The 24,023-nt window shown below is 60.8% G+C and carries 29 protein-coding genes; 11 read left to right on the forward strand and 18 right to left on the reverse strand.

Features of this window, described 5'->3' with window-relative positions:
• Positions 1-92: 92 nt before the first annotated feature.
• The 3 genes from AC1DM5_RS20585 to AC1DM5_RS20595 form a co-directional block, all read right to left on the reverse strand.
• Positions 93-1,223, reverse strand: a complete 1,131-nt coding sequence (locus AC1DM5_RS20585; RefSeq protein ID WP_037105581.1) for a site-specific DNA-methyltransferase — start codon at positions 1,221-1,223, stop codon at positions 93-95.
• 149 nt (positions 1,224-1,372) lie between these two features.
• A complete protein-coding gene (locus AC1DM5_RS20590; RefSeq protein WP_477821860.1) occupies positions 1,373-1,732 on the reverse strand; it encodes an antibiotic biosynthesis monooxygenase family protein in 360 nt (119 codons plus the stop codon).
• Positions 1,729-2,058: an NIPSNAP family protein gene (locus tag AC1DM5_RS20595; protein ID WP_477821861.1), complete on the reverse strand. Its 330-nt coding sequence runs from the start codon at positions 2,056-2,058 to the stop codon at positions 1,729-1,731. Before AC1DM5_RS20595 ends, AC1DM5_RS20590 begins: the two co-directional genes overlap by 4 nt.
• Before the next feature lie 72 nt (positions 2,059-2,130).
• Here AC1DM5_RS20595 and AC1DM5_RS20600 point away from each other — a divergent pair, with 72 nt between their 5' ends.
• On the forward strand, positions 2,131-2,817 hold the full coding sequence (locus AC1DM5_RS20600; protein ID WP_477975502.1) for an ArsR/SmtB family transcription factor: 687 nt from the start codon (positions 2,131-2,133) through the stop codon (positions 2,815-2,817).
• On the opposite strand, the gene AC1DM5_RS20605 is transcribed toward AC1DM5_RS20600, so the two are convergent.
• The 3 genes from AC1DM5_RS20605 to AC1DM5_RS20615 form a co-directional block, all read right to left on the reverse strand.
• Positions 2,814-3,239: a DUF1284 domain-containing protein gene (locus tag AC1DM5_RS20605; RefSeq protein ID WP_477821863.1), complete on the reverse strand. Its 426-nt coding sequence runs from the start codon at positions 3,237-3,239 to the stop codon at positions 2,814-2,816. The two genes, AC1DM5_RS20600 and AC1DM5_RS20605, sit on opposite strands and share 4 nt — an antisense overlap.
• Positions 3,236-3,826, reverse strand: a complete 591-nt coding sequence (locus AC1DM5_RS20610) for a biotin transporter BioY (protein WP_477821864.1) — start codon at positions 3,824-3,826, stop codon at positions 3,236-3,238. Before AC1DM5_RS20610 ends, AC1DM5_RS20605 begins: the two co-directional genes overlap by 4 nt.
• Before the next feature lie 191 nt (positions 3,827-4,017).
• A complete protein-coding gene (locus tag AC1DM5_RS20615) occupies positions 4,018-4,686 on the reverse strand; it encodes a GntR family transcriptional regulator (RefSeq protein ID WP_477821908.1) in 669 nt (222 codons plus the stop codon).
• Between the two features lie 159 nt (positions 4,687-4,845).
• On the opposite strand from AC1DM5_RS20615, the gene AC1DM5_RS20620 reads away from it, so the two are divergent.
• Positions 4,846-5,535: an HAD family hydrolase gene (locus AC1DM5_RS20620; protein ID WP_477821865.1), complete on the forward strand. Its 690-nt coding sequence runs from the start codon at positions 4,846-4,848 to the stop codon at positions 5,533-5,535.
• A gap of 132 nt (positions 5,536-5,667) precedes the next feature.
• Here AC1DM5_RS20620 and AC1DM5_RS20625 read toward each other — a convergent pair whose 3' ends face one another.
• A complete protein-coding gene (locus AC1DM5_RS20625) occupies positions 5,668-6,354 on the reverse strand; it encodes a hypothetical protein (protein WP_477821909.1) in 687 nt (228 codons plus the stop codon).
• 264 nt (positions 6,355-6,618) lie between these two features.
• On the opposite strand from AC1DM5_RS20625, the gene thrC reads away from it, so the two are divergent.
• The 6 genes from thrC (at position 6,619) to AC1DM5_RS20655 (ending at position 13,871) form a co-directional block, all read left to right on the forward strand.
• A complete protein-coding gene (thrC, locus tag AC1DM5_RS20630; protein WP_477821866.1) occupies positions 6,619-8,019 on the forward strand; it encodes a threonine synthase in 1,401 nt (466 codons plus the stop codon).
• Positions 8,020-8,046: 27 nt separating this feature from the next.
• A complete protein-coding gene (locus tag AC1DM5_RS20635) occupies positions 8,047-9,345 on the forward strand; it encodes a M16 family metallopeptidase (RefSeq protein ID WP_477821867.1) in 1,299 nt (432 codons plus the stop codon).
• A 30-nt stretch (positions 9,346-9,375) separates the two neighbouring features.
• Entirely contained in the window at positions 9,376-9,990 is a 615-nt protein-coding gene (locus AC1DM5_RS20640) for a GNAT family N-acetyltransferase (protein ID WP_113323094.1), read from the forward strand.
• A complete protein-coding gene (locus tag AC1DM5_RS20645; RefSeq protein ID WP_477975504.1) occupies positions 9,987-12,899 on the forward strand; it encodes an EAL domain-containing protein in 2,913 nt (970 codons plus the stop codon). The genes AC1DM5_RS20640 and AC1DM5_RS20645 overlap by 4 nt, the downstream gene beginning before the upstream one ends.
• A 134-nt stretch (positions 12,900-13,033) precedes the next feature.
• Entirely contained in the window at positions 13,034-13,459 is a 426-nt protein-coding gene (locus AC1DM5_RS20650; RefSeq protein ID WP_477821868.1) for a hypothetical protein, read from the forward strand.
• A 103-nt stretch (positions 13,460-13,562) separates the two neighbouring features.
• The gene (locus AC1DM5_RS20655) at positions 13,563-13,871 is read left to right on the forward strand and encodes a Dabb family protein (RefSeq protein ID WP_113323091.1); all 309 of its coding nucleotides are present in this window, start codon (positions 13,563-13,565) and stop codon (positions 13,869-13,871) included.
• A 12-nt stretch (positions 13,872-13,883) separates the two neighbouring features.
• Here the strand turns inward: AC1DM5_RS20655 and AC1DM5_RS20660 are convergent, their stop codons facing one another.
• The 6 genes from AC1DM5_RS20660 to AC1DM5_RS20685 form a co-directional block, all read right to left on the reverse strand.
• Positions 13,884-14,783 (reverse strand): metal ABC transporter solute-binding protein, Zn/Mn family, encoded by a 900-nt coding sequence (locus tag AC1DM5_RS20660; RefSeq protein ID WP_477975506.1) that lies wholly within the window; start codon positions 14,781-14,783, stop codon positions 13,884-13,886.
• 15 nt (positions 14,784-14,798) lie between these two features.
• Positions 14,799-15,671 carry a metal ABC transporter permease gene (locus AC1DM5_RS20665; RefSeq protein ID WP_477975508.1) on the reverse strand — a complete coding sequence of 291 codons (873 nt, stop codon included), beginning with the start codon at positions 15,669-15,671 and terminating at the stop codon, positions 14,799-14,801.
• Positions 15,668-16,408, reverse strand: a complete 741-nt coding sequence (locus AC1DM5_RS20670) for a metal ABC transporter ATP-binding protein (protein WP_477821871.1) — start codon at positions 16,406-16,408, stop codon at positions 15,668-15,670. Before AC1DM5_RS20670 ends, AC1DM5_RS20665 begins: the two co-directional genes overlap by 4 nt.
• Positions 16,405-16,533, reverse strand: a complete 129-nt coding sequence (locus AC1DM5_RS20675) for a hypothetical protein (RefSeq protein WP_439014268.1) — start codon at positions 16,531-16,533, stop codon at positions 16,405-16,407. The genes AC1DM5_RS20670 and AC1DM5_RS20675 overlap by 4 nt, the downstream gene beginning before the upstream one ends.
• Positions 16,534-16,714: 181 nt before the next feature.
• The gene (locus AC1DM5_RS20680) at positions 16,715-17,200 is read right to left on the reverse strand and encodes a peroxiredoxin (RefSeq protein WP_310378372.1); all 486 of its coding nucleotides are present in this window, start codon (positions 17,198-17,200) and stop codon (positions 16,715-16,717) included.
• Positions 17,201-17,270: 70 nt separating this feature from the next.
• Positions 17,271-18,110, reverse strand: a complete 840-nt coding sequence (locus tag AC1DM5_RS20685) for a protein-disulfide reductase DsbD domain-containing protein (RefSeq protein WP_477821872.1) — start codon at positions 18,108-18,110, stop codon at positions 17,271-17,273.
• A gap of 141 nt (positions 18,111-18,251) precedes the next feature.
• Between AC1DM5_RS20685 and AC1DM5_RS20690 the strand changes: the two genes are divergently transcribed.
• The 3 genes from AC1DM5_RS20690 to AC1DM5_RS20700 all read left to right on the forward strand — a co-directional run bounded on the left by AC1DM5_RS20690 (position 18,252) and on the right by AC1DM5_RS20700 (position 20,299).
• Positions 18,252-18,857: a YqgE/AlgH family protein gene (locus tag AC1DM5_RS20690; RefSeq protein WP_007818010.1), complete on the forward strand. Its 606-nt coding sequence runs from the start codon at positions 18,252-18,254 to the stop codon at positions 18,855-18,857.
• An 87-nt stretch (positions 18,858-18,944) separates the two neighbouring features.
• On the forward strand, positions 18,945-19,136 hold the full coding sequence (locus AC1DM5_RS20695) for a CsbD family protein (RefSeq protein WP_037105617.1): 192 nt from the start codon (positions 18,945-18,947) through the stop codon (positions 19,134-19,136).
• Positions 19,137-19,222: 86 nt separating this feature from the next.
• Positions 19,223-20,299, forward strand: coding sequence for a zinc-binding metallopeptidase family protein (locus tag AC1DM5_RS20700; RefSeq protein WP_477821874.1), 1,077 nt, complete (start codon positions 19,223-19,225; stop codon positions 20,297-20,299).
• Here the strand turns inward: AC1DM5_RS20700 and rnhA are convergent, their stop codons facing one another.
• The 5 genes from rnhA to AC1DM5_RS20725 all read right to left on the reverse strand — a co-directional run bounded on the left by rnhA (position 20,300) and on the right by AC1DM5_RS20725 (position 23,972).
• Positions 20,300-20,752 carry a ribonuclease HI gene (gene rnhA, locus AC1DM5_RS20705; protein WP_037105623.1) on the reverse strand — a complete coding sequence of 151 codons (453 nt, stop codon included), beginning with the start codon at positions 20,750-20,752 and terminating at the stop codon, positions 20,300-20,302.
• On the reverse strand, positions 20,749-21,714 hold the full coding sequence (locus AC1DM5_RS20710) for a homoserine kinase (RefSeq protein WP_113323083.1): 966 nt from the start codon (positions 21,712-21,714) through the stop codon (positions 20,749-20,751). Before AC1DM5_RS20710 ends, rnhA begins: the two co-directional genes overlap by 4 nt.
• A 66-nt stretch (positions 21,715-21,780) precedes the next feature.
• A complete protein-coding gene (ispH, locus tag AC1DM5_RS20715; RefSeq protein WP_477821875.1) occupies positions 21,781-22,785 on the reverse strand; it encodes a 4-hydroxy-3-methylbut-2-enyl diphosphate reductase in 1,005 nt (334 codons plus the stop codon).
• Between the two features lie 61 nt (positions 22,786-22,846).
• On the reverse strand, positions 22,847-23,599 hold the full coding sequence (locus tag AC1DM5_RS20720; RefSeq protein ID WP_477821876.1) for an SURF1 family protein: 753 nt from the start codon (positions 23,597-23,599) through the stop codon (positions 22,847-22,849).
• The gene (locus tag AC1DM5_RS20725; protein ID WP_477821877.1) at positions 23,592-23,972 is read right to left on the reverse strand and encodes a DUF983 domain-containing protein; all 381 of its coding nucleotides are present in this window, start codon (positions 23,970-23,972) and stop codon (positions 23,592-23,594) included. The genes AC1DM5_RS20720 and AC1DM5_RS20725 overlap by 8 nt, the downstream gene beginning before the upstream one ends.
• Positions 23,973-24,023: the final 51 nt, after the last annotated feature.

Raw genomic sequence — 24,023 nt, forward strand, 5'->3', positions numbered from 1 at the left:
GAGCCTTTCGGCCCCGGGCTTTCTTTATGCGTCTTCCGTAACTGGAGGTACAAACCGGAAGAGGCCTGGTCCTGTCCTTGCAAGGATGTTGCTCAACCCACCTTTGCAAGGTCACTGCGGATGACGGACCGCAATTCGTCGATCGGGCGCAGGGATTGCCCGTCGTCGAAGTGCCAGAAGGTCCATCCGTTGCATGCATCAAGGCCCTGCACTTTTGCGCCGAGGCGATGAATGGAGCCGGCCTCGCCGCCGGAGGCGACCGTGCCGTCGGCGCGCACCACGGCGCTGTGGCGCCGCCTGGCATCCGTCAGCACCTGGCCGGGCCTGATAAGGCCGCTTTCGACCAACACATTGAAGGCCACGCGCACTTCGGCCTTCTTGCCGGTCATCACAGTCAGTTCCGCCTTGCCGAGCGGCTCGACGGCGGCGATGCGGGCAGAGGCCGCATCGATATAGTCCTGCTCGCGCTCGATGCCGACGAAGTGGCGGCCGAGACGCTTTGCGACTGCACCGGTCGTTCCCGAACCGAAGAAGGGATCGAGGATGATATCGCCAGGCTTGGACGAGGCCATGATGACGCGGGCGAGCAGCGCTTCCGGCTTCTGCGTCGGATGGGCTTTCTTGCCGTCCTCGCCCTTCAGGCGTTCGTTGCCGCTGCAAATCGGGAAGAGCCAATCGGAGCGCATCTGCACGTCGTCATTGGCCGCCTTCATGGCATCATAGTTGAAGGTATAGCCCTTGGCCTTGGCGTTCGGGCTTGCCCAGATCATCGTCTCATGGGCGTTCTGGAAACGGCGGCCCTTGAAGTTCGGCATCGGATTGGTCTTGCGCCAGACGATGTCGTTGAGGATCCAGAAGTTCAGATCCTGCAGCGTGGCGCCGACGCGGAAGATATTGTGATAGGAGCCGATGACCCAGATCGTGCCTGTTGGTTTCAGCACGCGGCGGCAGGCAAGCAGCCAGGCACGAGTGAAGGCGTCATAGGCCTCGAAGGAGGCGAACTGATCCCACTCGTCGTCGACGGCATCGACCAGCGACTGGTCCGGCCGGTGCAGCGTGCCGCCGAGCTGGAGATTGTAGGGCGGATCCGCGAAGATGACGTCAACGGACTGGCTCGGAAGAGCCTCAAGGGCTGCAACGCAATCACCCTTGATGATCGTGTCGACCCAAGAACCCGGCTTTACGGAAGTCTTGAGGTCGGCAAGCGGAAATACAGACGCCATGTGGATACTCACTCATACGCTTTACGCTTAACTGTCCGTTATGGTTACGCAAGTTGGTTACCAAAGCCTGAAGCACCGACCCGTTTCGGGAAAATATTCCGGTTTACCTACAAGAAAAAGGCGGACACCTGGCTGCGCCCGCCTCGATTTCACTCCGCTGCCGAGGGCATGTGGACCTGCCTGCTGTCCTCAGGCGCCTCGGCGCGCTCGACCATTCCATAGTCCCTGACGACGTGGCCGATGCGCAGCCGATAATCGGCGAAAATGCCGTTGCGGCCGGCCCTTTGCGCAGCCCGATGGACTTCGAGATTGCGCCACTCGCGCACCGCCTCTTCATCCCGGAAGAAGGAAAGCGAGAGGATTTTGCCGCGCATCGTCAGGCTCTCGAAACGCTCGATGGAAATGAAACCATCGATCTTTTCGAGCTCGGACCTGAGCTCACCGGCAAGGTCCAGGTATCGATGGCGCTCGCCGACATAGGGGATGACTTCGAAGATGACGGCGATCATGGCAGCACCAGCTTCGCATGAGGCGCCGAAACATTCTTCAGGAAGATGCGGTCCTCCTTCAGGATGAAGCGTTCGCGACGCGCGAATTCGTAGTTTTCCCGGCCGAGCGGATCGGCAGCAAGCCGCGCGCGATAGGCCTCGTAGGCCGCGAGGCTTTCGATGTTGTAGACACCGTAAGCCGTCGTTGCCGAGCCCTCATGCGGGCCGTAATAGCCGATCAGGTCGGCGCCGTTTGTCGGAATCGCCTGTCCCCAATTGCGGGCATATTCGGCAAAAGCATCCTTGCGGAAGGGGTCGATCTCGTAGCGGATGAAGCAGGTGATCATCGGTTTTCTCCTTTCGTGTGAGAGGAGTTTTCGCACATTGCCGTACGAGAATGCTTCGGTTACGATCGAAGTATGAAGGAAGGACCCGACATTGCGCAGATCGGCGCGCTCATCGGCGATCCGGCGCGCGCCAATATGCTGGCGGCGCTGACCGGCGGTCGTGCGCTGACGGCAACCGAGCTTGCGGCAGCCGGCGGCATCACGCTGCAGACGGCCAGCACTCATCTTTCGAAGCTCGAAACCGGCGGGCTGTTGGCTCAGCGCAAGCAGGGTCGGCACCGTTATTTCACGCTGGCCGACGAGGCCGTGGCCCGGCTGATCGAAAGCATGATGGGCCTTGCGGCAAGCCGAGGACATCTGCGCCACCAGCCCGGCCCGAAGGATCCGGCGCTGCGCAAGGCGCGCATCTGCTACGACCACCTCGCCGGCGATTTTGGCGTGCGCATGCTGGACAGTCTGGTTGTATCGGGATCGATCGATGCCGTCGGCGACGGGCTCGCAGTGACGGCCAAGGGCGAGAGCGATCTGCAATGCATCGGCATCGATGTCAGCAGCCTCAAATCCTCGCGCCGACCGCTCTGCCGCTCCTGCCTCGACTGGAGTGAACGTCGCGCCCATCTCGCCGGCAGCCTTGGCAAGGCGCTGCTTGCGAATTTCATGGAAAAGGGCTGGGCGCGGCGAATACCGGAAAGCCGCTCGGTGATCTTTTCACCCGAAGGCGAGCGGCAATTCCTGAAACTCTTTCCGCTGGAGGCCTAGCACGGCGCGACCAGCGTATTCCTGAAATGATTATGGGCAACCGTGCTGCAGAGTTCACTCCATTCGCAATCCGTGCAGGCATTGCGGATGACGTCGGCTGCGAAACCACGGCGTAGTCTTTTCAGCAGGGCTTTGTCGGGAGTGAGGCGGGCGCCCTGCTCAATCTGCACACCTAGGAGCCTGCCAACCGCTTGGGCGGCAGCTTCGTCCCTACCCTTCGGACTGGGCAGTAAGCAATGCGCTGCAGCCTCGGACAGCAAGGGAGCGCAGATATCGTCGGGGCCGGAGACGATTTCTATCTCCTCTCCGGCCGAGAGACGCTCAGCGATGCGGCGGTAATTGGCGGTGAAGGCCGGAGTGTAGCCTTCACCGACGAATGTCAGCATGCAGAGCAGATGATGGGCGCGCAGCCTGACGGTCAACGCAGCTCTGCCCGGCCGCCATAGATGCGGATACCCTTGAGCACGGCTGCGGCGAGTGCGGACTTCAGCACGCCGCCGAGGATGAAGGGCGCGACGCCGAGCAGCCAGCCTTTTTCCGCTCCAATCAGCGAGGCGAGATAGACGCCGCCGAGGGCGAGGCAGAAGATGTTTGCGGCAAGGTGAGCGGTGAAGCTTCTGATAATATTATCGCCGGTCCAGCCGCGCTCGGCGAGCCAGCCGACCATCAGCGCCATCAGCGGAAAGGCGACGAGATAACCAGCCGTCGGCCCGGCAAAGGGCGCAAGACCGCCTGAGCCGTTTGCCAGTACCGGTGCGCCGAGCAAAGCTTCGCCGAGCCAGGCGAGAACGGTGAGAGTGCCGAGGCGCCAGCCATAGAGCGCGCCGATCATGGTGACGGCGAATGTCTGCATGGTGATCGGCACCGGCACCATCGGCACCGAGATCTGCGAGGCAAGGGCAAGCACCAGCGTACCGGCGAGAACGAAGAGATATTTGACCGCAATCGACCGTGCGGAAAGGCGTAGCGGATCGAAAGCGATATGACGGGACTGGTCAGAGAGGGACATGAAATTCGCCTTTTCAAAATTATAGATAATTTTTTATTCCCATCTATTTGATGGCGGAGATTCTTGCGCAACGCAAGAGCATGCGTACGGGATTCGAATGCGCTTAATCCACAAGCGAGCGCAAACACACGCCAAAACGCCCGAAAATCAGGAAATTTCGCACGTTCTGAAATTATCTATAATTTTGGAATTTAGCCGACGATAGCAAAGGCTTCTCGCTCGCCGCCCTTCTGGGCGGGCTGCGGAGCGCGTCCGATCCACTGCACATGCTTCTGCAGGATGGCGGCAGCCTCTTCCGCCCTTCCCTGGCGAAGTGCGGCAAGAATGGCGCGATGATCGTGATCCGTGCGCTTTTCCCAACCCGAACGCCAGGCCGAAAACAGGAAGCGGGCGCTTGCCGCGTGCAGGTCGTCGATCGAAACCAGCAGGCGCGGCATGGCGCAAGGGGTGAGGATGAGGCGATGGAAGCGGCGGTTTGCCTCCTCCCAGGCATGCACATCGGCAGCGGCGTCACCCTCGCGTGTCGCCTCTTCCGCGGCATCGAGGATGGCGGGCGTCAAGTGGCGGATGGCATGTTTCAGGGCGAGCACTTCGAGGGCTGCGCGCATTTCCGCCACTTCGCGCACTTCGGCGAGATCGAAGGAGGCGACACGGACACCGCGGCGCGGCTCGCTGATCGCCAGCCCCTGCGCTTCGAGCCGGCGAAAGGCCTCGCGCACGGGTACATGGCTGGTCTCGAATTCCTCGGCGATATGGTCCTGCCGAAGACGAGCGCCGGGCGCGAGTTCGCCATGCACGATGCGCTCTGCAAGCACGCGGGCGATACGCGCGGCGATGGTGTCTTCGGGTTCCCTGCTCATTGTCATCAAGTAGCGAGCCCTGCAGGGCTTGTCGAGGTCGTATGACAGCCGTTACCGCAAAGCCGCCCGTATGGCGCAATCCAGCCATGCCCCGTCATCGGTTGAGCTTTCGGCGGCCATCGTGTAAAGCCCCATCATCCCCAAACAAGGCATGAGTATATGGACGGCTTCGACCTCATCATCTTCGACTGCGACGGCGTTCTGGTCGATTCCGAAATCATTGCGGCGGATGTCGAATCCAAGCTGCTGACGGAAGCAGGCTATCCGATCAGCGTCGAGGAAATGAACGAGCGCTTCGCCGGCCTGACCTGGCGTGACATCCTCTTCCAGATCGAACGGGAAGCCAGCATTCCGATCTCGGCATCGCTGCTCGATCAGTCCCAGAAACTTCTGGACATCCGGCTCGAACAGGAAGTGCAGGCCATTCCCGGCGTCGAATTCGCCGTCAGCCGCCTGTCGATGCAGCGCTGCATCTGCTCGAACTCGTCGAGCCAGCGGCTTGACATGATGCTGGGCAAGGTCGGACTGAAGAAGCTCTTCGCGCCCAATATCTTCTCCGCCAAGGATCTCGGCCCCGACCGTGCCAAGCCGAAGCCCGATATCTTCCTGCACGGCGCAAGCCAGATGGGCGTTTCGCCCTCCAGGACCGTTGTCGTCGAAGATTCCACACATGGTGTTCATGCCGCACGCGCTGCCGGCATGCGGGTGATCGGCTTCACCGGCGGTTCGCACACCTATCCCTCGCATGCTGATAAGCTGACGGATGCGGGCGCGGAGACGGTAATTTCCCGCATGAACGATCTGCCAGGCGTTGTCGCCGCATTGGCAGAGTGGGAAGGCGTGCTCTAAGGGCAGCGGCTTCGCTGCCCTAGCGCCTCCAAGAAACGGCGGCTCTTATTCACGCAACGGGTTTTTTGTTTGCAGAGGCGCGCGCGCCTTCGCGAAGCCATTGGGGCTCAGCGATTGTCAGCAGCCGGCGCCTCAGCTGCTTTTCTTCTTGGAGTTTTTGACGTTCTTGGCGGGCTGATTGTCGAAGCCGACATTGACGCGCACGAGTGCGCCGGAGCCGACCGGCATCTTGATGCCCTCGTGGCGGAAGATGACCTGCGTGGCCGACGCGCCGGCCGGGATCTGCGCCGGGAAATTGACGACTTCGGACGACAGGACGTCCTGTCCGTCCAGCACCGAGATGCGGATCGGCAGCGTGACCGGGCCTGGCGTGCCGCCTGGGCCGGCAACAAGACGAAGCTGCGCCACGACGGTCATGGAGAGCGCCGTGTCGTTGAGCATGCACTGGCGGCTATAGTCGCCGAAAGATGCCTGGAAGACGACCTGCTGCGGATCACCGGTCTTCGCACCTTTCGCATAGGTGCGGTAGATCGCGTCCTGGTCACGCATGAAGATCTGCGGGCATGCACCCTGCACAACGGGCGCGACCGTTCCTTGCGCGGTAACGCCGGTACCGATCGGAGCCTGGTTCGACGAAGGACTGGTCGGCGCGACCGGCATGATCTGGGCATTGCCGTTCGGCTGAAGCGGAGCGGGGCCGCTGCTTGCACTTGCAGCTTCAGGCTTGCTATCGCCGCCGAGGCCGAGCGAATTGCAGCCGGCAAGAGCCGCAAGAAGGGATGCGGAAACGATGAGACGAGAGACCTTGCCGAGCACGATATTCCACCCCTTGCAAACGCTTTTCTTCTAGGTGCTTGCGACTTTCGCGCAAGGCCTTTCATGACAGTTGGCGATGGTCTATATCAGCGGCGCAAAGAAAAATCGATTGGGTAAGCACCGTTTTGATGCACTTTTCGGCGCCGGATGCGGGCAACTTCAATAGGATACCTGCGACACTGCCCCGACAGGCCGTTAAGCCCCCTCTTTTCGGCGGAACGGCAGCGTCCCGTTTGCGCACCGAATTTCTCCAGCCATAGATCAAGGATGACGAACGTGGACTATATCTCGACCCGCGGCGAGGCCCCTTCCCTCGGCTTTTGCGACGCCCTTCTGGCAGGGCTGGCGCGCGATGGCGGGCTCTACGTTCCCCGCAAGTGGCCGAGCTTTTCCAAGAAGGAAATCCGGGCGCTGCGCGGCAAGAGCTATCAGGATATCGCCTTCACCATCCTCTCGCCCTTCACCAATGGCGAAATCCCCGATGAAACCTTCCGGGCGATGATCGACGAAGCCTATGGCACCTTCCGTCATCCTGCGATCGCGCCGCTGGTACAGACCGGCCCGAACAGTTTCGTGATGGAACTCTTCCACGGCACGACGCTCGCCTTCAAGGATGTGGCGATGCAGCTTCTTGCCCGCCTGATGGATTACGCCCTGGAAAAGCGCGGCGAGCGGGCGACCATCGTCGGAGCCACCTCCGGTGATACGGGTGGCGCTGCGATCGACGCCTTTGCCGGCCGTGAGCGCACCGACATCTTCATCCTCTTCCCGCATGGCAAGGTCTCGCCGGTACAGCAGCGGCAGATGACGACGTCGACCGCAAGCAACGTGCATGCGCTGGCTGTCGAGGGCAATTTCGACGATTGCCAGAACCTCGTCAAAGCCATGTTCAACGATGCCGCCTTCCGCGACAAGGTGAAGCTTTCGGGCGTCAATTCGATCAACTGGGCGCGCATCATGGCCCAGATCGTCTATTACTTCACGACGGCGGTTGCACTCGGCGGGCCGGACCGGAAGATCTCCTTCACGGTGCCGACGGGCAATTTCGGCGACATCTTCGCCGGCTATTGCGCCAAGCGCATGGGCCTGCCGATCGACAAGCTCGTCATCGCCACCAATGAAAACGATATCCTGACGCGGATGCTGAAGACCGGCCGCTACGACATGAAGTCGGTCAAGGCCACGAGTTCGCCCTCCATGGATATCCAGATCTCCTCGAATTTCGAACGGCTGCTGTTCGAAGCCTATGACCGCGACGCATCCAAGGTGCGTGCTGCCATGGAAAGCCTAAAGCAATCCAACGGTTTCGAGATTTCGCCCGAAGCGCTCAAGTTCATCAAGAAGGATTTTCGCGCCGGTCGCGCCAGCGAGCGCCAGGTGGCGGAAACGATCCGCAAGACCCATGCGGAAACCGGCTATCTGCTCGATCCGCATTCGGCGATCGGTGTCTTCGTGGCTGCCAAGCGGGAAAAGCCGAATACGCCGATGGTGACGCTTGCCACCGCCCATCCGGCGAAATTCCCGGCTGCCGTAAAATCTGCCTCCGGTATTGACCCGGCGCTTCCGACGTGGCTTGCTGATGTGATGCACAGGGAGGAGCGCTTCCAGATCATCGAGCCCGAGCTCAAAGCGGTTGAAACCTTTATCGGCAAGCATGCCCGCAGCTAGATGACGGCAGGCGCAGAAAGATAGCACATGACAGTTGAGTGCACCCGGCTCAAATCCGGGCTGACAGTAGTCACACAGACCATGCCGCACCTTGAAAGCGCTGCGCTCGGAGTCTGGATCAAATCAGGTTCGCGCAACGAGACGGAAGACGAACACGGCATTGCCCACCTGCTCGAACACATGGCCTTCAAGGGAACGGCACGACGTTCCGCCCGTGAGATCGCCGAGGAAATCGAGGATGTCGGCGGCGAAGTGAACGCTGCAACCTCGACCGAGACGACCTCCTACTATGCGCGTGTCCTGAAGGACCACGTGCCGCTCGCCGTCGATATCCTCGCCGATATCCTGACGGAATCCGCCTTCGAAGAAGAAGAGCTGGAGCGTGAAAAGCAGGTCATCCTGCAGGAGATCAACGCGGCCAACGACACGCCCGACGATGTCGTGTTCGACCGTTTCTCCGAGGTTGCCTATCGCGGCCAGACACTCGGCCGGCCGATCCTCGGCACGCCGGAAACCGTCGTTTCCTTCACGCCGCAGCAGATCCGCACCTATCTCGGCCGCAACTATACGACCGACCGGATGTTCGTCGTGGCGGCAGGTGCCGTCGAACATGACGAATTCGTGCGCATGGTCGAAGACCGCTTCGCCAGCCTGCCGACCACGCCCAATGCGCCGCCGGTCATGGAGGCTGCACGCTATATCGGCGGCAACGTGCGCGAGCCGCGCGACCTCATGGACGCGCAGATACTGCTCGGCTTCGAGGGCAAGGCCTACCACGCCCGCGATTTCTACTGCTCGCAGATCCTCGCCAATATCCTCGGCGGCGGCATGTCCTCTCGCCTCTTCCAGGAAGTGCGCGAGTTTCGCGGCCTCTGTTACTCCGTCTACGCTTTCCACTGGGGCTTTTCCGATACCGGCATCTTCGGCATCCATGCCGCAACCGGCGGCGAAAACCTGCCAGAGTTGGTGCCCGTCATCATCGACGAGCTGCACAAGTCGGCGGATAGTATCGACCAGAAGGAAATCGAACGCGCCCGCGCCCAGATCCGCGCCCAGTTGCTTATGGGCCAGGAAAGCCCGGCCGCCCGCGCCGGCCAGGTTGCTCGGCAGATGATGCTTTACGGCCGCCCGATCTCCAATCCTGAGATGATGGAACGGCTGGAAGGCATCACCATCGAGCGTCTGACCGATCTTGCCGGTCGCCTTTTCTACGATACCGTCCCGACGCTTTCGGCGATCGGTCCGCTCGAGCAGCTTGCCCCGATGGAAGACATCACCGCCTCGCTTTCGGTTCCGGCACCGAAGACGAAGCAGGCAAGCCGCTGACCGACACATACGTTGCGCCGGGGGTTATCGATGCCAAAATCGGTTTTTCGGTTCCTTTCGCGACAGCCTGAAGCGGTCGAACTCGAAAACGATAAATATGTCCTGCGCCTGCCGCGCTACCAGGATTTCAACCAGTGGCACCGGCTCCGCGCCGACAGCCGCCGTTTTCTGGAACCCTGGGAGCCGACATGGCGGCGCGACGAGCTGACCGAAGGCTCGTTTCGCGCCCGCGTCATCCGCGGCAAGCAGGAATATGCCTCCGGGCAGGCGATCCCGCTCTTCATTTTTCTGAGAAAGGACATGACGCTCGTCGGCGGCATCACCATCGGCTATATCCGCCGGGGAGCCGCCCAAAGCTGCATGATCGGCTACTGGATGGGCGAGCGTTATGCCGGCCAGGGACATATGTTCGCCGCACTTCAATTGGTTATTCCCTATATCTTCACAGGGCTTGAGTTGCACCGTATCGAAGCAGCCTGTATTCCAGACAACGCACGGAGCATTCGCCTGCTTGAGAAAGCCGGGTTCCAGCGGGAAGGCTACCTGCGCGGATATTTGAAGATCAACGGTCAGTGGCATGATCACGTGATGTTTTCACGCCTAGCCACCGACGCGGATACAGGCAGGAAACCCAACAGCCGATGAACAAAGACCGCATGCTGCTGACGTCACCGTCCGGACGAGTGATCGCGGTGATCGCAGCCCTTCTCCTGTCGGTGTTCGCCCTTGCGGCGGGAACCGTGCAGGCGGCCGAACCGGTTAAGATTTCCCGCGACGATACTGCGCTGGACCTGACTGCCACGACTGAAATCTACGCCAACCAGGGCGAGGCCTTCCAGGTTTCCACCGCCGCTGGCGCCGATGGTATCCGCCGGCGTATCGAAGTGCGCGCAAGCTCGGAAAACCATCAGGGCGACTGGGCGGTCTTTGCGCTCGCCAATGTTTCGGAAGAACAGCTCGAGCGCGTTATCGTCGCGCCGCACTTCCGCCTCGTCAATTCCAAGCTGTTCTGGCCCGACCTCGGCTCGCAGCGCATTATTGCGATCACGCCGAGCGAAGGTTTTGCGCTCGACCGCCAGCCGAGCGACGAGGCCGATGTCTTTCGCATCACACTGAACCCTGGCGCCGTCATCACCTTCGTTGCCGAGCTTGCCACACCCGACCTGCCGCAGATCTACCTGTGGGAGCCGGATGCCTACAAGGACACGATCAACGCCTTTACGCTCTATCGCGGCATCGTGCTCGGCATTGCCGGCCTGCTCGCGGTCTTCCTGACGATCCTCTTTGTCGTCAAGGGAACCTCGATGCTGCCGGCGACGGCGGCGCTTGCCTGGGCAGTGCTCGGCTATATCTGCGTCGACTTCGGCTTTCTCGGAAAGCTGATCAGTGTCGCCTCTGCGGATCAACGAATATGGCGCGCCTGTGCGGAGGTGGCGCTTGCCTCCAGTTTCGTCATCTTCCTGTTCACCTATCTCAATCTCAACCGATGGCATGTGCATCTCGGCTATGCCACGCTTGCCTGGGTTCTCGGTCTTGCCCTTCTGTTCGGCGTTGCGATCTACGATCCGTCGATTGCGGCGGGCATTGCACGGCTGTCCTTCGCGTTGACGGCGGCGACGGGTCTGCTGCTGATCATCTATCTCGGCTTCAACCGCTATGACCGCGCCATCCTGCTCGTGCCGGCATGGGCGCTGACGCTCGTCTGGCTGTTCGGCGCGTGGATGACGATCACCGGCCGGCTCGACAATGACATCATCCAGCCGGCACTCGGCGGTGGCCTCGTCCTCATCGTGCTGCTGATCGGCTTTACCGTCATGCAGCATGCCTTTGCAGGCGGCGCTTTCCAGCAGGGGCTATTTTCCGATCTCGAGCGCCAGTCGCTGGCGCTGACGGGCTCTGGCGATATGGTCTGGGACTGGGATGTGGCGCGCGATCGCGTCGTCACCATTCCCGATGTTTCCGTCAAGCTCGGGCTTTCACCGGGCACGATGCATGGCGCGGCGCGCAACTGGTTGCCGCGGCTGCACCCGGACGATCGCGACCGTTTCCGGGCGACGCTGGACGTGCTGTTGGAACATCGCCGCGGACGGCTGAACCATGAGTTCCGCATCCGCGCCGAAGACGGGCACTTCCACTGGCTCTTGATCCGCGCCCGGCCGGTACTCGGCTCGAATGGCGAGATCATCCGCTGCGTCGGCACGATCGTCGACGTGACAGAGCAGAAGAATTCCGTCGAGCGGCTGCTGCACGATGCGCTGCACGACAACCTGACGGGCCTGCCGAACCGGCAAGTGTTCATCGACCGCCTGCAGTCGGTGCTGACGCTGGCACCGGGCGGCGAGACGCTGCGCCCGACCGTGATGGTGATCGACATCGACCGCTACAAGCTGGTCAATGATTCCCTCGGTGTCGCCGCCGGTGACAATATCCTGATCGCGCTCACCCGCCGCCTGCGCCGCCTTCTGAAACCGCAGGATACGCTGGCGCGCCTTTCCGGCGACCAGTTCGGCCTCATCCTCGTTTCCGAGCATGATCCGGCCAAGGTGGCAGATTTCGCCGATGCAATGAGCAAGGCGATCATGGTGCCGATCAACTTCTCCAACCGCGAGATCATCCTGACGGCCTCGATCGGCCTCACCTCCTGGGTGGACCAGCAGGAGAGCGCATCGGGTCTGCTCAGCGACGCCGAGCTTGCCATGTACCGGGCCAAACGCGCTGGCGGCAATCGGGTAGAACCCTTCCAGCCGGCTTTCCGTGATTTCGGCACCGACCGCCTGCAGCTCGAATCGGATCTGCGCCGCGCCATCGAGCGCAAGGAGCTTTCGATGGTCTACCAGCCGATTGCGCGGCTGGAGGATGTCGAAATTGCCGGCTTCGAGGCGCTGATGCGCTGGGAACATCCCAAGCGCGGCAATATCCCGYCGTCCGAATTCATCCCGATCGCCGAATCTTCCGATATTATCGGCGCGCTCGGCATCTTCGCGCTGGAGCAGGCGACCAATGACCTGATGGGGTGGCAGAACCAGACCGGCGAGCTGCCGATCTTCGTCTCCATCAATCTGTCGAGCGTGCAGCTTCTCAACAACGATCTTTACGACGACGTCCGTTCGGTACTGGCGAAAACCCATTGCGATCCTTCGCGGCTGAAGCTGGAACTGACGGAATCCATGGTGATGGAGAACCCGGAACAGGCTCGCCTCGTGCTGCAAAAGCTGAAAGAGGCCGGCCTCGGTCTGGCGCTCGACGATTTCGGCACCGGCTATTCCTCGCTCGCCTACCTGACCCGCTTCCCCTTCGACACGATCAAGCTCGACAAGGCGCTGGTGCGCGACAACAGCGACAAGAAGGCGACCATCTTGAAATCGGTGATTGCCATGGCGCGCGAGCTGGACATGAAGGTGGTGGCCGAAGGCATCGAGTCCAACGAGGATGCGATCGAACTTGCCAAGATGGGCTGCAGCTACGGCCAGAGCTATCTCTTCGGCCCGCCGATGCCGTCGGAATCGGTGCTGCGGCTGCTGAGGGAACGGTTTCCGCTGACGAAGCGGGCCTGATCCCAAAGCCTGTTTCATCGGATTTGCCGGGGGATTGGCACCTCTTGGATCGATACGGCTTTCCTTGCCTGCGGCGGCCATTGACCATTGGCCGCCGATATGCGCCTCTGCCTCAGCGCAACAAGGAAAATCCGATGCTCAAGCTTCTGCTCGCCCTCTCGATGGGCGCCTTTTGCGTCTCTCCGGTCTACGCCGCCGAAATTCATCCGCCCGCGCTGAGCTGCCTGGCGACAGAAGCGCCGGCGCGCTGTGAAAAATTGAGGAAGGATTTCACGGCCGCCTTTGCGCTAGCCCACAAGGGCGATCATGGCGCGCAAGTGACCGTAGCCTTCTGCCTCTCCACCGGTTGCCGGGGCGCCGTGATCATCGACAAGGTCGCCGCTTGCAGCTGGCATATCGTTATCGCCAATTCCGGGGCAGCGACCGTCATAGACGGCTCCAACCTCAAGGATACCTGCCGGCCGATGACGGAAGAGCAGAAGGCGGCTGCACGTGCCTTGTCCCATGATCTCGTCCGCAAGATCTATAACCGTCCGGTGGCGGCGGCGGACCAGATGTAGGCCGGGTTGGCCTTCGACAGGTCTGGCGGCTGCGGGCGCGAAATATCGTTGCCCTTGTTGTTTTCGTCGCTATTCTGCCCGAAAACATATCGGGAGGTACCTTATGATCCTGCACTGCGTATTCATGCGGCTGAAGAGCGCCATGACACCTGACGATAAACAGGCGCTGTTCGACGCCATCGTGGCGCTGAAGCAGGTGATCCCGGGAATTCTTGACATTAAATACGGGCCGAATGTTTCGCCCGAGGGGCTGCATGGCGGTTTCGTCGACGGCTTTGCCGTGACCTTCGAAAGCCCCGAGGCTCGTGATACCTATCTCGTGCATCCCGAGCATGTGACCGTCGGCGAGCGCATCGTCTCGTCGACGGATGGAGGCCTGGCGGGCCTCCTGGTCTTCGATTTCGTTCTCTAAGATCCCATCAGCTCAGCTCGATTTCGCCATGGCGGTGGAGAGCTGGTCGACATTGTAGCGGAACATCTTCTCGTAGGTCGGCGCCGGGCCTTTCGAGTCCGAGAGAGATTCGACGTAGAGCTCACCGCCCGGCTCGGCGCCTGTCGCAGTGGCAACCTGCTTGACGAGGCGCGGATCGTTGGAGTTTTCGAAGAAATAGGTTTTCACGTGCTCCTGCTTGATCTGCTCGATCAGCTTGGCAACGTCGGCGGCCGACGCTTCGCTTTCGGTGGAGAGGCCGAGGGGCGCCAGGAAGCTGACATTATATTCGCGGCCGAAATAACCGAAGGCATCGTGGCTGGTCAGCACCTTGCGGCGATCATTGGCGATCTTGTCGAACTTGGAATGCGCATAGGCGTCCAGCTCGTCGAGCGTCTTCGTATATTTCTCGGCATTGGCCTTGAAGGCATCGGCATCAGCCGGATCGGCTGCGGAAAGCGCCTTCTCGATGTTGGCGACCCAGACCTTCACATTGACAGGGCTGTTCCAGACATGCGGATCGGTGACGGTTTTACCATCCTCTTCCATCGTGCGTGTGTTGATGCCTTCGGACACTGTGACCGGATTTCCCTTGTAGCCGGAGGCGGTGATGAGGCGGTCCATCCAGCCTTCCAGCCCGTCACCGCTGACGAAGGTGACTTTTGCAGCATTCAGCGCCTTGGCATCGGCCGGCGACGGCTCGAATTCATGGGGGTCTCCGTTCGGACCGACGAGGCTCGTGACCTTGACGTGATCGCCGCCGACCTGTCGGACGACATCAGCAAGCACGGTGAAGGACGCAACAACCTTCAGCGTTTCGGCCGAAGCCGGCACGGCGGAAAGCGTCATCAGCACGGGCAAGGCGGCGGAGAGAAGCAGTCTGCTAGGTAACATCGATGTCTCCTGTAATCAGCCCTTCAGATGCGGGCGGGGGAAGAAGCGTCGGGCAAGGCCCGACGGCGCGAAGARGATGGAGAGGCCGTAGAGCAGCGCCGCAGTCATGATGATCGTCGGGCCGGAAGCAAGTTCGAGATGATAGGAGGCGACAAGCCCGAGATAGCCGGATGCCGCTGCACTTGCCGCCGCTGTCATCATCATGGCCGGCAGATTGCGAGACCAGAGCTGGGCGATCGCCGCCGGCAGCATCATCAGGCCGACGGCCATCAGCGTGCCAAGCGCCTGGAAGCTCGCGACAAGGTTCAGCACCACCAGCAGCAGAAAGAGGAAATGATAGACCGGCCCGCGCCCGCCGACGGCGCGCAGGAAGCCCGGATCAAAACATTCCGCGACCAGCGGGCGGTAGACGATCGCGAGCGCCAGCAATGTAACCGACGTGATGGCGCCGATCTGCGTCAGCGCCGGCGCGTCGATGGCAAGGATCGTGCCGAAAAGCACATGCAGCAGATCGATGTTGGAGCCGCGCAAAGAGACGATGAGGACACCCAAGGCCAGTGACGCCAGATAGAAGCTTGCGAAACTCGCATCCTCCTGCAGCACGGTCATGCGGCTGACGACACCTGACAGCAGCGCAACTGAAAGACCTGCTACGAGACCACCGATTCCCATTGCCGTCAGCGACAGTGAGCCGGCAACGAGATAGCCGACCGCAGCACCAGGCAGCACGGCATGGCTCATTGCGTCTCCCATGAGGCTCATGCGACGAAGCATCAGGAAAACACCGATGGGGCCGGAGCCGAGACCCAGGCACAGGCAGGCGACGAGCGCCCGGCGCATGAAGCCATAATCGGCGAAAGGGGCAAAGAAGATATCGTAGGCCGTCATGCCGCCGGCTCGCAGGCTTCGGCATCCTCATCCCAGCGTTCGGCCATGGCGCGGGCCTGCAGAAGATTGGCAGATGACATGATCTCCTGCGTCGGCCCCCAGCCGATCAGCCGGCGGGCGAGCAGCAGAGTTTCCGGGAAATGCGCCCTCACCTGCTCGAAATCATGAAGCACAGCAATCACCGTCCGCCCGTCGCCATGCCAACGGACGACGATGTCGAGCAGATCCCTCGTCGTGCGGGCATCGATGGCAGTGAAGGGTTCATCAAGCAGGATGATGCGCGCATCCTGCAGTAGCAGGCGGGCGAAGAGCACGCGCTGGAACTGGCCGGCCGAAAGCGAGCCGATATGGCGCTTTTCGAACCCTTCCAGACCGACGGTGGCGAGTGCGTCGCGGGCACATGCGGCGTCTTGCTTTGCGATGCGGCCAAAGGCACCGGCTGAACGCCAGCTTCCGAGTAGCACCGTATCCAGCACCGAGATCGGGAAACGCCTGTTGATCTCCGCCGCCTGCGGAAGATAGCCGAAATCAGTGCGTTGCAGCCGGTGCTCCACCCGCCCTTCGGCAGGACGCAGCTCCCCCATGATCGCCTTCAGCAACGTGGATTTCCCCGCCCCATTCGGCCCGGCGATTGCCGTTAGGCTACCGGGCTGAAACGTGCCGGAGAGATGGTGGACAGCGGGATGACGATCATAGGAGACCGTCAGATTGTCGAGGCGAATGACTGGCGCGCTCATGGCAGGAGGATCGCCCAATGGATCGCGAGCCAGAGAAGTGCGACTATGGCGACCGCACCGCAGGCGCGCAGAAGTGCCGATTGCCCGAGGAGACTGACGGCGAAACGTTCCTGATCGGGCGGCATCCTCAATCCTTATATGTAATAACATTACCGTTATGTTATAACAATTATGGCAAGAATGAGGCGAAGCCGCTCTTGATGCAATACGACGGATGCCCAGCGCGACATTGATGCTTGCTTGAGCGATCAAAATTAAAAAGGGCGCCAGAAGGCGCCCTTGCGTAACAACGGGAGCTTTTCCGGCTCAGAGCTGTTCGAGCATCGCCGCAGCACCGGAAACCGTTGCCTGACCAGGCGTTTCCTCGACGTTGAGCGACTTCACCACGCCATCTTCGACCAGCATGGAATAGCGCTTGGAGCGGACACCAAGGCCGCCGCCGGAGAGGTCAGCATCGAGACCGACGGCCTTGGTGAAACCGGCATCCCAGTCGGCGAGGAAGTGGATCTTGCCGAGGCCGCCCGAAGACTGCGCCCAGGCGCCCATAACATGCCAGTCGTTGACGGCGAGAACGGCGATATCGTCAACGCCCTTGGCGAGGATGGCATCGCGGTTTTCCAGATAGCCCGGCAGATGGTTCAGCGAACAGGTGGGCGTGAAAGCGCCGGGTACGGCGAAGAGCACGACACGCTTGCCGGCAAAGAGCTGCTCGGTGGTGGTTTCGACCGGGCCGTCGGCGGTCTTTTCCTTGAAGGTGGCGGCAGGAAGTTTGTCGCCGATCGCGATGGTCATGGATTTTCTCCTCGGTTCTGGCTGGTTGCGGCAAGACCGCATAGGGATTGAGAGGGACTATAAGATGCGGTCAATCAAAGGCAAGCGTGGTTTCCATGGCGCGGGCGCCGTCAACGATGAGCACCCCCCACTGCTTGCCCTTGATATCGTAGTTCCTCGGTAGCTTTCCGATGGCAATATCGGCGGAATAGGCCCTGCCGCTGCGCCCCACATTCATCTGCCTAGTAAAGGCGTAACCGCTCGGGCCGGTGACGATGATTTCGGGCGTTCCATTCCCTGCTTCCGGCAGAGTAACCTTCAGCGAGAGTTGCTTCAGGTCGGGTGACATCCCGTGTGCCACGACCTCGAAATCGGCAGACGGCGCTTCGGGAAGGCGGTCAGCGGCGCTCTGAAGGATCATTTCCTCCTGCGGGCGCGACTGGGCGACAGTACCAAGTTTCAGTGAAAGCTGCGCCTGGAACGGAATGCAGATATCCTTGCAGATGCCGATGAAAGCGGTGGCGTCGAGAACGACCGGTCCCACTTTCGAAGCCGTCAGCGATAATGGCAGGGTCACCGGCATCTCATAGCCGATATCCTCGACCTTGCCGCCGGAGATATGTTTTGGAACGGGGTAGGAAATGGCGTCCAGCGTTACACCGCTTTGCGGTGCGATTGTGATCTGCGGCGGGATGCCATTATTGCCCGGTTCACGCCAATAGGTGATCCAGCCAGGCTTCGGCTCAATCTGCAGGCCTGCCCTTATATGGCCATCAGCGTCCGGCGGCAGCGCCACGAGACGCATGCGGCCACCCTCGTTCTCCGCCCAGTCGCTCATTTCCGCATGCGTCTGACGCAGCAATCCGAGCATGGACGCAGCCGAAATGACTGCAATTAATGGCGCGCGCGCGAGCAATGAAATAACTCTCATGGAACAAGGGTTTACCGAAACTTGCCAATTGCCGCCAGAAGTCCCGCCCATATAAATCTTCATTTTCAGTTGATTGATTTGTGACATTGCCCCATGTTTCTCTTGTCGGAGCCTTTGTGCGGTCTGGCGGCAGGAGGAACCATGTCCCTAGCAACGCTGAAGAACAGACGGGAACGCGGATTTTTCGACGGTCAGTTCCTGATCGCCATGCCCGGCATGGAGGATCGCAACTTCGCACGCACAGTGATTTATATTTGCGCCCATTCGGATGCAGGCGCCATGGGCTTTGTCATCAATCGCCCGCAGAGCCTGACCTTCACCGATGTCCTGCTGCATCTCGATATGATCAAACAGGAAGATTCCATCGTGCTGCCGAAAGATGCGCGAGAGTTTCCGATCCAGACTGGTGGGCCGGTCGAGAGCGGTCGTGGTTTCGTGTTGCATTCCGACGATTATGTCAGCGACTCCTCCATCCCCGTCAGCGACGATATCTGCCTGACGGCAACGCTCGATATCGTGCGCGCCATCTCCAAGGGCGGCGGCCCGAAGCGGGCCACCATGCTGCTCGGCTATTCCTCCTGGGGTGCGGGCCAGCTCGAAAACGAGGTGGCCTCCAATGGCTGGCTCAATTGCGCGGCCAATGAGGAGTTGATCTTCGATCGCTGCCTCGATGACAAGTATGAGCGGGCGCTTGCCAGCATGGGTATCACGCCTGCCATGCTTTCGGCCGAAGCCGGCCACGCCTGACTGCATCATTCCGGAACGAAACTCGTTCACTGGCGTTTTCTATCGGCAAACACGGATACTCCGTCCGTGATCCGAGAGGAGACACACATGGGTAGCACTGGCGACAAGATTTCCGGCAAGGTCAACGAGATGGCCGGCAAGGCGAAGAAGACGGCCGGCAAGGCCACCGGCAACCGCGAAATGCAGGCCAAGGGCGGCATGCAGGAAGCCAAGGGCAAGGCCCAGGTCGCAAGCGGCAAGGTCAAGGACAAGCTGAAGGGCGCTGTCGACCGACTCTGACGCCCCATTTTATTCATAGGTGTAATGCCTGTCGCATCCGTGTGCGGCGGGCATTTTCCATCATATCCTGCCTGTAGGGGGCTGCCATGAGGCTGTTTGCCTGCGACAATTGCGATCAGGTCATCCATTTCGACAACAGGCAGTGCGTGCGCTGCAACCATCGCCTCGGTTTCTTTGCGCGCGATCTTGCGATGCATGCCCTGGAATCGCGTGACGACACGAACTGGCAGCTGGTTTCCGACCCGAACCGCCAGGTACGCTTTTGCGCCAATGCCGGGCTCGACATCTGCAACTGGCTGGTCGATGACAACAATGATTTTTGCATCGCCTGCCGGCATAACCGGCTGGTGCCGAATACCGACACGCAAGATGGTATCGACCGCTGGCGCCGCATGAGCCAGGCGCAGCGTCACCTCTTCTATTCGCTACTGCGCTGGAACTTGCCGCATCCCGACCGGCAGGAAGACCCGCAAGGCGGCCTCGTTTTCGATTTTCTCGAAGACACCGTGCAGAATGACGGCAATGTCGTACCGGCCATCACCGGCCATGAGGACGGGCTGATCGCGATCCGTGCAGCGGAAGCAGACGACGTGACCCGCGAGCAGGCGCGCATGGCGATGGATGAACCCTATCGCACGCTGCTCGGCCATTTCCGCCACGAGACCGGGCACTTCGTCTGGAACAAGCTGGTCCGCGATCGCAATGGATTCGACGAATTCCGCGCAGTCTTCGGCGATGAGCGACAGGACTATGGCGCCGCAATACAGGATCGCTATGCCAATGGGCCAGTTGCAGGCTGGCAAGAGAACTTCATCAGCGCCTATGCCTCCGTCCATCCCTGGGAAGATTTCGCAGAATGCTTCGCGCACTACCTGCACATCGTCGATACGCTGGAAACGGCACGTGGTTTCGGAATCGCGATCGATCCGCGCGGGCATGAAGAGATCGCTGGTGAAGTGGATTTCAATCCCTATCGGGCACAGAGCGCCAAACAGCTTGTCGGCGCCTGGGTGCCGCTCAGCCTTGCGATCAACGCGATCCAGCGCAGTATGGGACAGCCGGATTCCTATCCCTTCGTGCTGTCACCGCCTGTCGTGACAAAGCTCGAATATATGCACCGGCTGATACGGAATGCTGCGGCAGAGCAGCGGCAGGCGGCTTGATCAGCCTGCCTTCTTGCTCTTCTTGAAAGGCTCCATACCCTTGCGGGCGAGTTCATCAGCGCGCTCATTCTCAGGATGGCCGGCATGGCCCTTGACCCAATGGAGCGTCACCTTGTGCCGGTTGCGGGCCTCTTCCAGCGCCTGCCAGAGTTCGGCGTTCTTCACTGGCTTATTGTCTGAGGTTCTCCAGCCATTCTTTTTCCAGCCGAAGATCCATTTGGAAATGCCGTCTTTCACATAGGCGCTGTCGGTGTAGAGATCGACCTCGCAGGGCTCTTTCAGTGCGCTGAGCGCGGAGATGGCAGCCAGGAGCTCCATGCGGTTGTTGGTGGTGTCAGCCTCGCCGCCGGAGAGTTCCCTTTCGACCTCGCCGTAGCGCAGCACAGCGCCCCACCCGCCGGGGCCGGGGTTACCGGAGCATGCCCCGTCGGTGAAGATATCGATGTGCTTCATAGGCTCAGTCCATATTCGGCGGGCGAGGAAATCTGGCGGTGGAAGCGCAGCTTGCGCAGATATTCCAGCGGATCCTTCTTGGTGACCATCGCGCCCTCGGGCGTCGTCAGCCAGTCGTAAAGACGGGTCAGGAAGAAGCGTAGCGCCGAGCCACGGGAGAGAACCGGCAGAGCTTTGATCTCCGCCTCGCTCAGCGGCCGCACGCTCTGGTACCCTTCCAGCATCTGCATGCCCTTGGTGATGTTGTAGGCGCCATCCTTCTCGAAGCACCAGGCATTGAGGCAGATCGAAACGTCATAGGCGAGCAGATCGTTGCAGGCGAAATAGAAATCGATGAGGCCCGAGAGCTCGTCGCCGAGGAAGAAGACGTTGTCGGGGAAAAGATCGGCGTGGATGACACCAGCCGGCAAATCCTTCGGCCAATAGGCCCGCAGGAAATTGAGATCGCTGCGGATCTCGTTCTGCAGCCCGGGCTCGACCTCGTCGGCGCGTGCCTCGGATTTGTCCCAGAGCGTCTGCCAGCCTTCCAGCGACAAGGCATTCGGCCGCGTCAGTGCAAAACCTTCGCCGGCGACATGCATCTGCGCCAGCGCCTTGCCGACTTCGCGGCAATGTTTGGCTTCCGGCTTTCTGAGCCACATGCCTTCCAGAAAGGATATAAGTGCGGCTGGCCGACCCGACAGCGTGCCGAGCAGCGCGCCGTCCTTGCGCGGCAACGGCAGCGGGCAGGACAGGCCGCCGGCCGACAGATGCTGCATCAGGCCGAGGAAGAAGGGCAGATCGCTCTTTTCCACCCGCTTTTCGTAGAGCGTCAGGATGAGCGGTGCCTTGGATGTGTGCAGCAGGAAATTGGAATTCTCCACGCCTTCCGCGATGCCCTTGTAAGAGAGCAGCGTACCAGCATCATATTCGGTGAGAAACCATTTCAGATCGTCTTCGGCGATATCGGTATAAACTGCCAAGGTGGGTATCTCACTGTAGAAGCGGTGTCATCAGATAGGCAGGACAGAGGGGGTAGCCCCCTCACCTCATTCCCCGTTCACGAATGCCATGTCAGCCGTCGTCAATTCAAGGCTGCGCAGTTCGCGATTGACGAGGAAGTGCTCGTTTTCCTGCACGGTTTCGGCAAGCTCGACGCGGGCATCGAAGCGGGTGCGGAAGGCCTCGATGATCTCGTTGACGATCACTTCCGGGGCGGAAGCACCAGCGGACAGGCCGAGCGTGGCAATCGGGCCGATCTCATCCCAGTCGAGTTCAGAAGCGCGCTGCACGAGGATCGACTTCTTCGCGCCTGCCCGGAGCGCCACTTCGACAAGCCGCTTGGAATTGGACGAATTCGGCGCGCCGACAATGATGAACAGATCGCAGCCGGGGGCTGCTTCCTTCACCACTTCCTGGCGGTTGGTCGTGGCATAGCAGATGGAATCAGCGGCCGGAGCCTGCAGCTTGGGGAAGCGCTCTTCCAGCCGTTTGATGACGCCAGCGGTATCGTCGACCGAAAGCGTCGTCTGCGTGACATAGCCGAGATTATCGGGATCGGCCGGCTGATAAATGTCCGCATCCTCGACAGTTTCGATGAGCGAAACCGTGCCTTCGGGCAACTGACCCATTGTGCCGATCACTTCGGGATGGCCGGCATGGCCGATCAGGACGACATGGCGGCCGAGGCGATTATGGCGCATCGCCTGCTTGTGGACCTTGGAGACCAGCGGACAGGTTGCGTCGAGATAGAAGAGGTTGCGGGCATTCGCATCCTCGGGCACGGATTTCGGCACGCCATGGGCGGAAAAGACGACCGGCTGGGCACGATGTTCCGCCGGGATCTCGTCAAGCTCCTCGACGAAGACCGCTCCCTTGGCCTCCAAGCCTTCCACGACATAGCGGTTATGGACGATCTCGTGGCGGACATATACAGGCGCGCCGTAAGCCTTCAGCGCCAGCACGACGATCTGGATCGCCCGATCGACGCCGGCACAGAAGCCGCGCGGACCGCAGAGCCTGATCGTCAACGGAGGTTTTGCCGCAATGTTCATAACATACCCAGGTTAAGCTTCAGGGACCTCTAACCCAATATGGGGCGGAATTGAAGCGATACTATTGCGCTGCACCCTTGCGGGGACGGAACCAGGAGATGGTGACGACAACGAGCAGCACCGCAGCCAGCCCGTACCAGGTAAAAGCATATTGCAGATGGTCGTTCGGCAGATCGACCTGCGTGACGCCGCCGATCGGAAAACCCGCCGGGTTGGGCGTGGAATCGGCATCGACGAAGAAGGGCACGACATCAGCCTTGTCGAGGTCGACGCTCGACGCCATCACATCGAGATCCTTCCAGTAGAAGATATTCTTCGCCACGTCATTGTCAGGCACGAGCGAGGAGGGTTTGCCGGGGAGTTTGGCACGCGCGAGGCCGGTTACCGTCTGCTGGCCGGTCAACTGGCCCTGCATGCGCATTTCCGGCTCCTTGTTCTCATAGGGAACGAAGCCTCTGTTGACGAAGAGGTAGCGCCCATCCGCGAGCTGCAGCGGCGTATAGATGTAATAGCCCGTCTGGCCGCGCCAGGTGGCGAAGAAATGGCGCTCCTTGTTGTTGATATAGCGGCCGGTGGCGGTGACTGTCCGGTATTCGATATCGCCGCCCTGCGCAGCAATCGCCTCGATACCGGCAAGCAGCACCGGCGGTGCGGTGCGGCGCTCGGCGATATCGGCAAGCAGACCCTCTTTCCAGTGAAGGCGTTCCACTTGCCAAGTGCCGAGCGAAATCAGGATGGCAAGCGCGATGAGAACGATAATGCCGGTGAAAACCGGCAGCTTGCGGCGCGGCGCCGGACTCTCGATGTCAGTCACTCAGGCGTCCCTCGCGGGCATTATGGCGATATTGCATGGCGATGAGGATGCCCTTGCACCAGCGCAGCGCCAGCAGGGAGAGTATGATCGTGAGCGGAGCAAAGAGCACAATGTGAACCCAGATCGGTGGCGCATAATTGACCTGCAGCCAGAGCACCGAACCGATGATGATGAAGCCGACGATGAGGATAACGAAGACGGCGGGGCCATCGCCTGCATCGGCGAAGGAATAATCCAGCCCGCAGGCGGCGCAGCTCGGTTTCAGGCCGAGCACGCCATCGAAGAGCTGCCCATGACCGCAGCGCGGGCAGCATCCCTTGATGCCGGTCTTGACCGGATCGACCGGTGGAAATTGTGCGCTATCTTCGTTCATGCCGATCTCCATGCAGGCGGCTTTTCGTCGTCTGCCTTAACTCTCCCATAA

This window comes from Rhizobium sp. 01T437 (assembly GCF_056398505.1).

Bases quoted from the DNA above. Each gene is read 5' to 3' on its own strand.
- AC1DM5_RS20585 (WP_037105581.1), bottom strand. From the start codon at position 1,223: ATGGCGTCTGTATTTCCGCTTGCCGACCTCAAGACTTCCGTAAAGCCG.
- thrC (WP_477821866.1), top strand. From the start codon at position 6,619: ATGACGAACGTGGACTATATCTCGACCCGCGGCGAGGCCCCTTCCCTC.
- AC1DM5_RS20620 (WP_477821865.1), top strand. From the start codon at position 4,846: ATGGACGGCTTCGACCTCATCATCTTCGACTGCGACGGCGTTCTGGTC.
- AC1DM5_RS20610 (WP_477821864.1), bottom strand. From the start codon at position 3,826: ATGTCCCTCTCTGACCAGTCCCGTCATATCGCTTTCGATCCGCTACGC.
- AC1DM5_RS20615 (WP_477821908.1), bottom strand. From the start codon at position 4,686: ATGAGCAGGGAACCCGAAGACACCATCGCCGCGCGTATCGCCCGCGTG.
- AC1DM5_RS20685 (WP_477821872.1), bottom strand. From the start codon at position 18,110: ATGAGAGTTATTTCATTGCTCGCGCGCGCGCCATTAATTGCAGTCATT.
- AC1DM5_RS20660 (WP_477975506.1), bottom strand. From the start codon at position 14,783: ATGTTACCTAGCAGACTGCTTCTCTCCGCCGCCTTGCCCGTGCTGATG.
- AC1DM5_RS20595 (WP_477821861.1), bottom strand. From the start codon at position 2,058: ATGATCACCTGCTTCATCCGCTACGAGATCGACCCCTTCCGCAAGGAT.
- AC1DM5_RS20600 (WP_477975502.1), top strand. From the start codon at position 2,131: ATGAAGGAAGGACCCGACATTGCGCAGATCGGCGCGCTCATCGGCGAT.
- AC1DM5_RS20640 (WP_113323094.1), top strand. From the start codon at position 9,376: ATGCCAAAATCGGTTTTTCGGTTCCTTTCGCGACAGCCTGAAGCGGTC.
- AC1DM5_RS20725 (WP_477821877.1), bottom strand. From the start codon at position 23,972: ATGAACGAAGATAGCGCACAATTTCCACCGGTCGATCCGGTCAAGACC.
- AC1DM5_RS20670 (WP_477821871.1), bottom strand. From the start codon at position 16,408: ATGAGCGCGCCAGTCATTCGCCTCGACAATCTGACGGTCTCCTATGAT.
- AC1DM5_RS20655 (WP_113323091.1), top strand. From the start codon at position 13,563: ATGATCCTGCACTGCGTATTCATGCGGCTGAAGAGCGCCATGACACCT.
- AC1DM5_RS20635 (WP_477821867.1), top strand. From the start codon at position 8,047: ATGACAGTTGAGTGCACCCGGCTCAAATCCGGGCTGACAGTAGTCACA.
- AC1DM5_RS20680 (WP_310378372.1), bottom strand. From the start codon at position 17,200: ATGACCATCGCGATCGGCGACAAACTTCCTGCCGCCACCTTCAAGGAA.
- AC1DM5_RS20690 (WP_007818010.1), top strand. From the start codon at position 18,252: ATGTCCCTAGCAACGCTGAAGAACAGACGGGAACGCGGATTTTTCGAC.
- rnhA (WP_037105623.1), bottom strand. From the start codon at position 20,752: ATGAAGCACATCGATATCTTCACCGACGGGGCATGCTCCGGTAACCCC.
- AC1DM5_RS20700 (WP_477821874.1), top strand. From the start codon at position 19,223: ATGAGGCTGTTTGCCTGCGACAATTGCGATCAGGTCATCCATTTCGAC.
- AC1DM5_RS20650 (WP_477821868.1), top strand. From the start codon at position 13,034: ATGCTCAAGCTTCTGCTCGCCCTCTCGATGGGCGCCTTTTGCGTCTCT.
- AC1DM5_RS20675 (WP_439014268.1), bottom strand. From the start codon at position 16,533: ATGCCGCCCGATCAGGAACGTTTCGCCGTCAGTCTCCTCGGGCAATCG.
- ispH (WP_477821875.1), bottom strand. From the start codon at position 22,785: ATGAACATTGCGGCAAAACCTCCGTTGACGATCAGGCTCTGCGGTCCG.
- AC1DM5_RS20695 (WP_037105617.1), top strand. From the start codon at position 18,945: ATGGGTAGCACTGGCGACAAGATTTCCGGCAAGGTCAACGAGATGGCC.
- AC1DM5_RS20590 (WP_477821860.1), bottom strand. From the start codon at position 1,732: ATGATCGCCGTCATCTTCGAAGTCATCCCCTATGTCGGCGAGCGCCAT.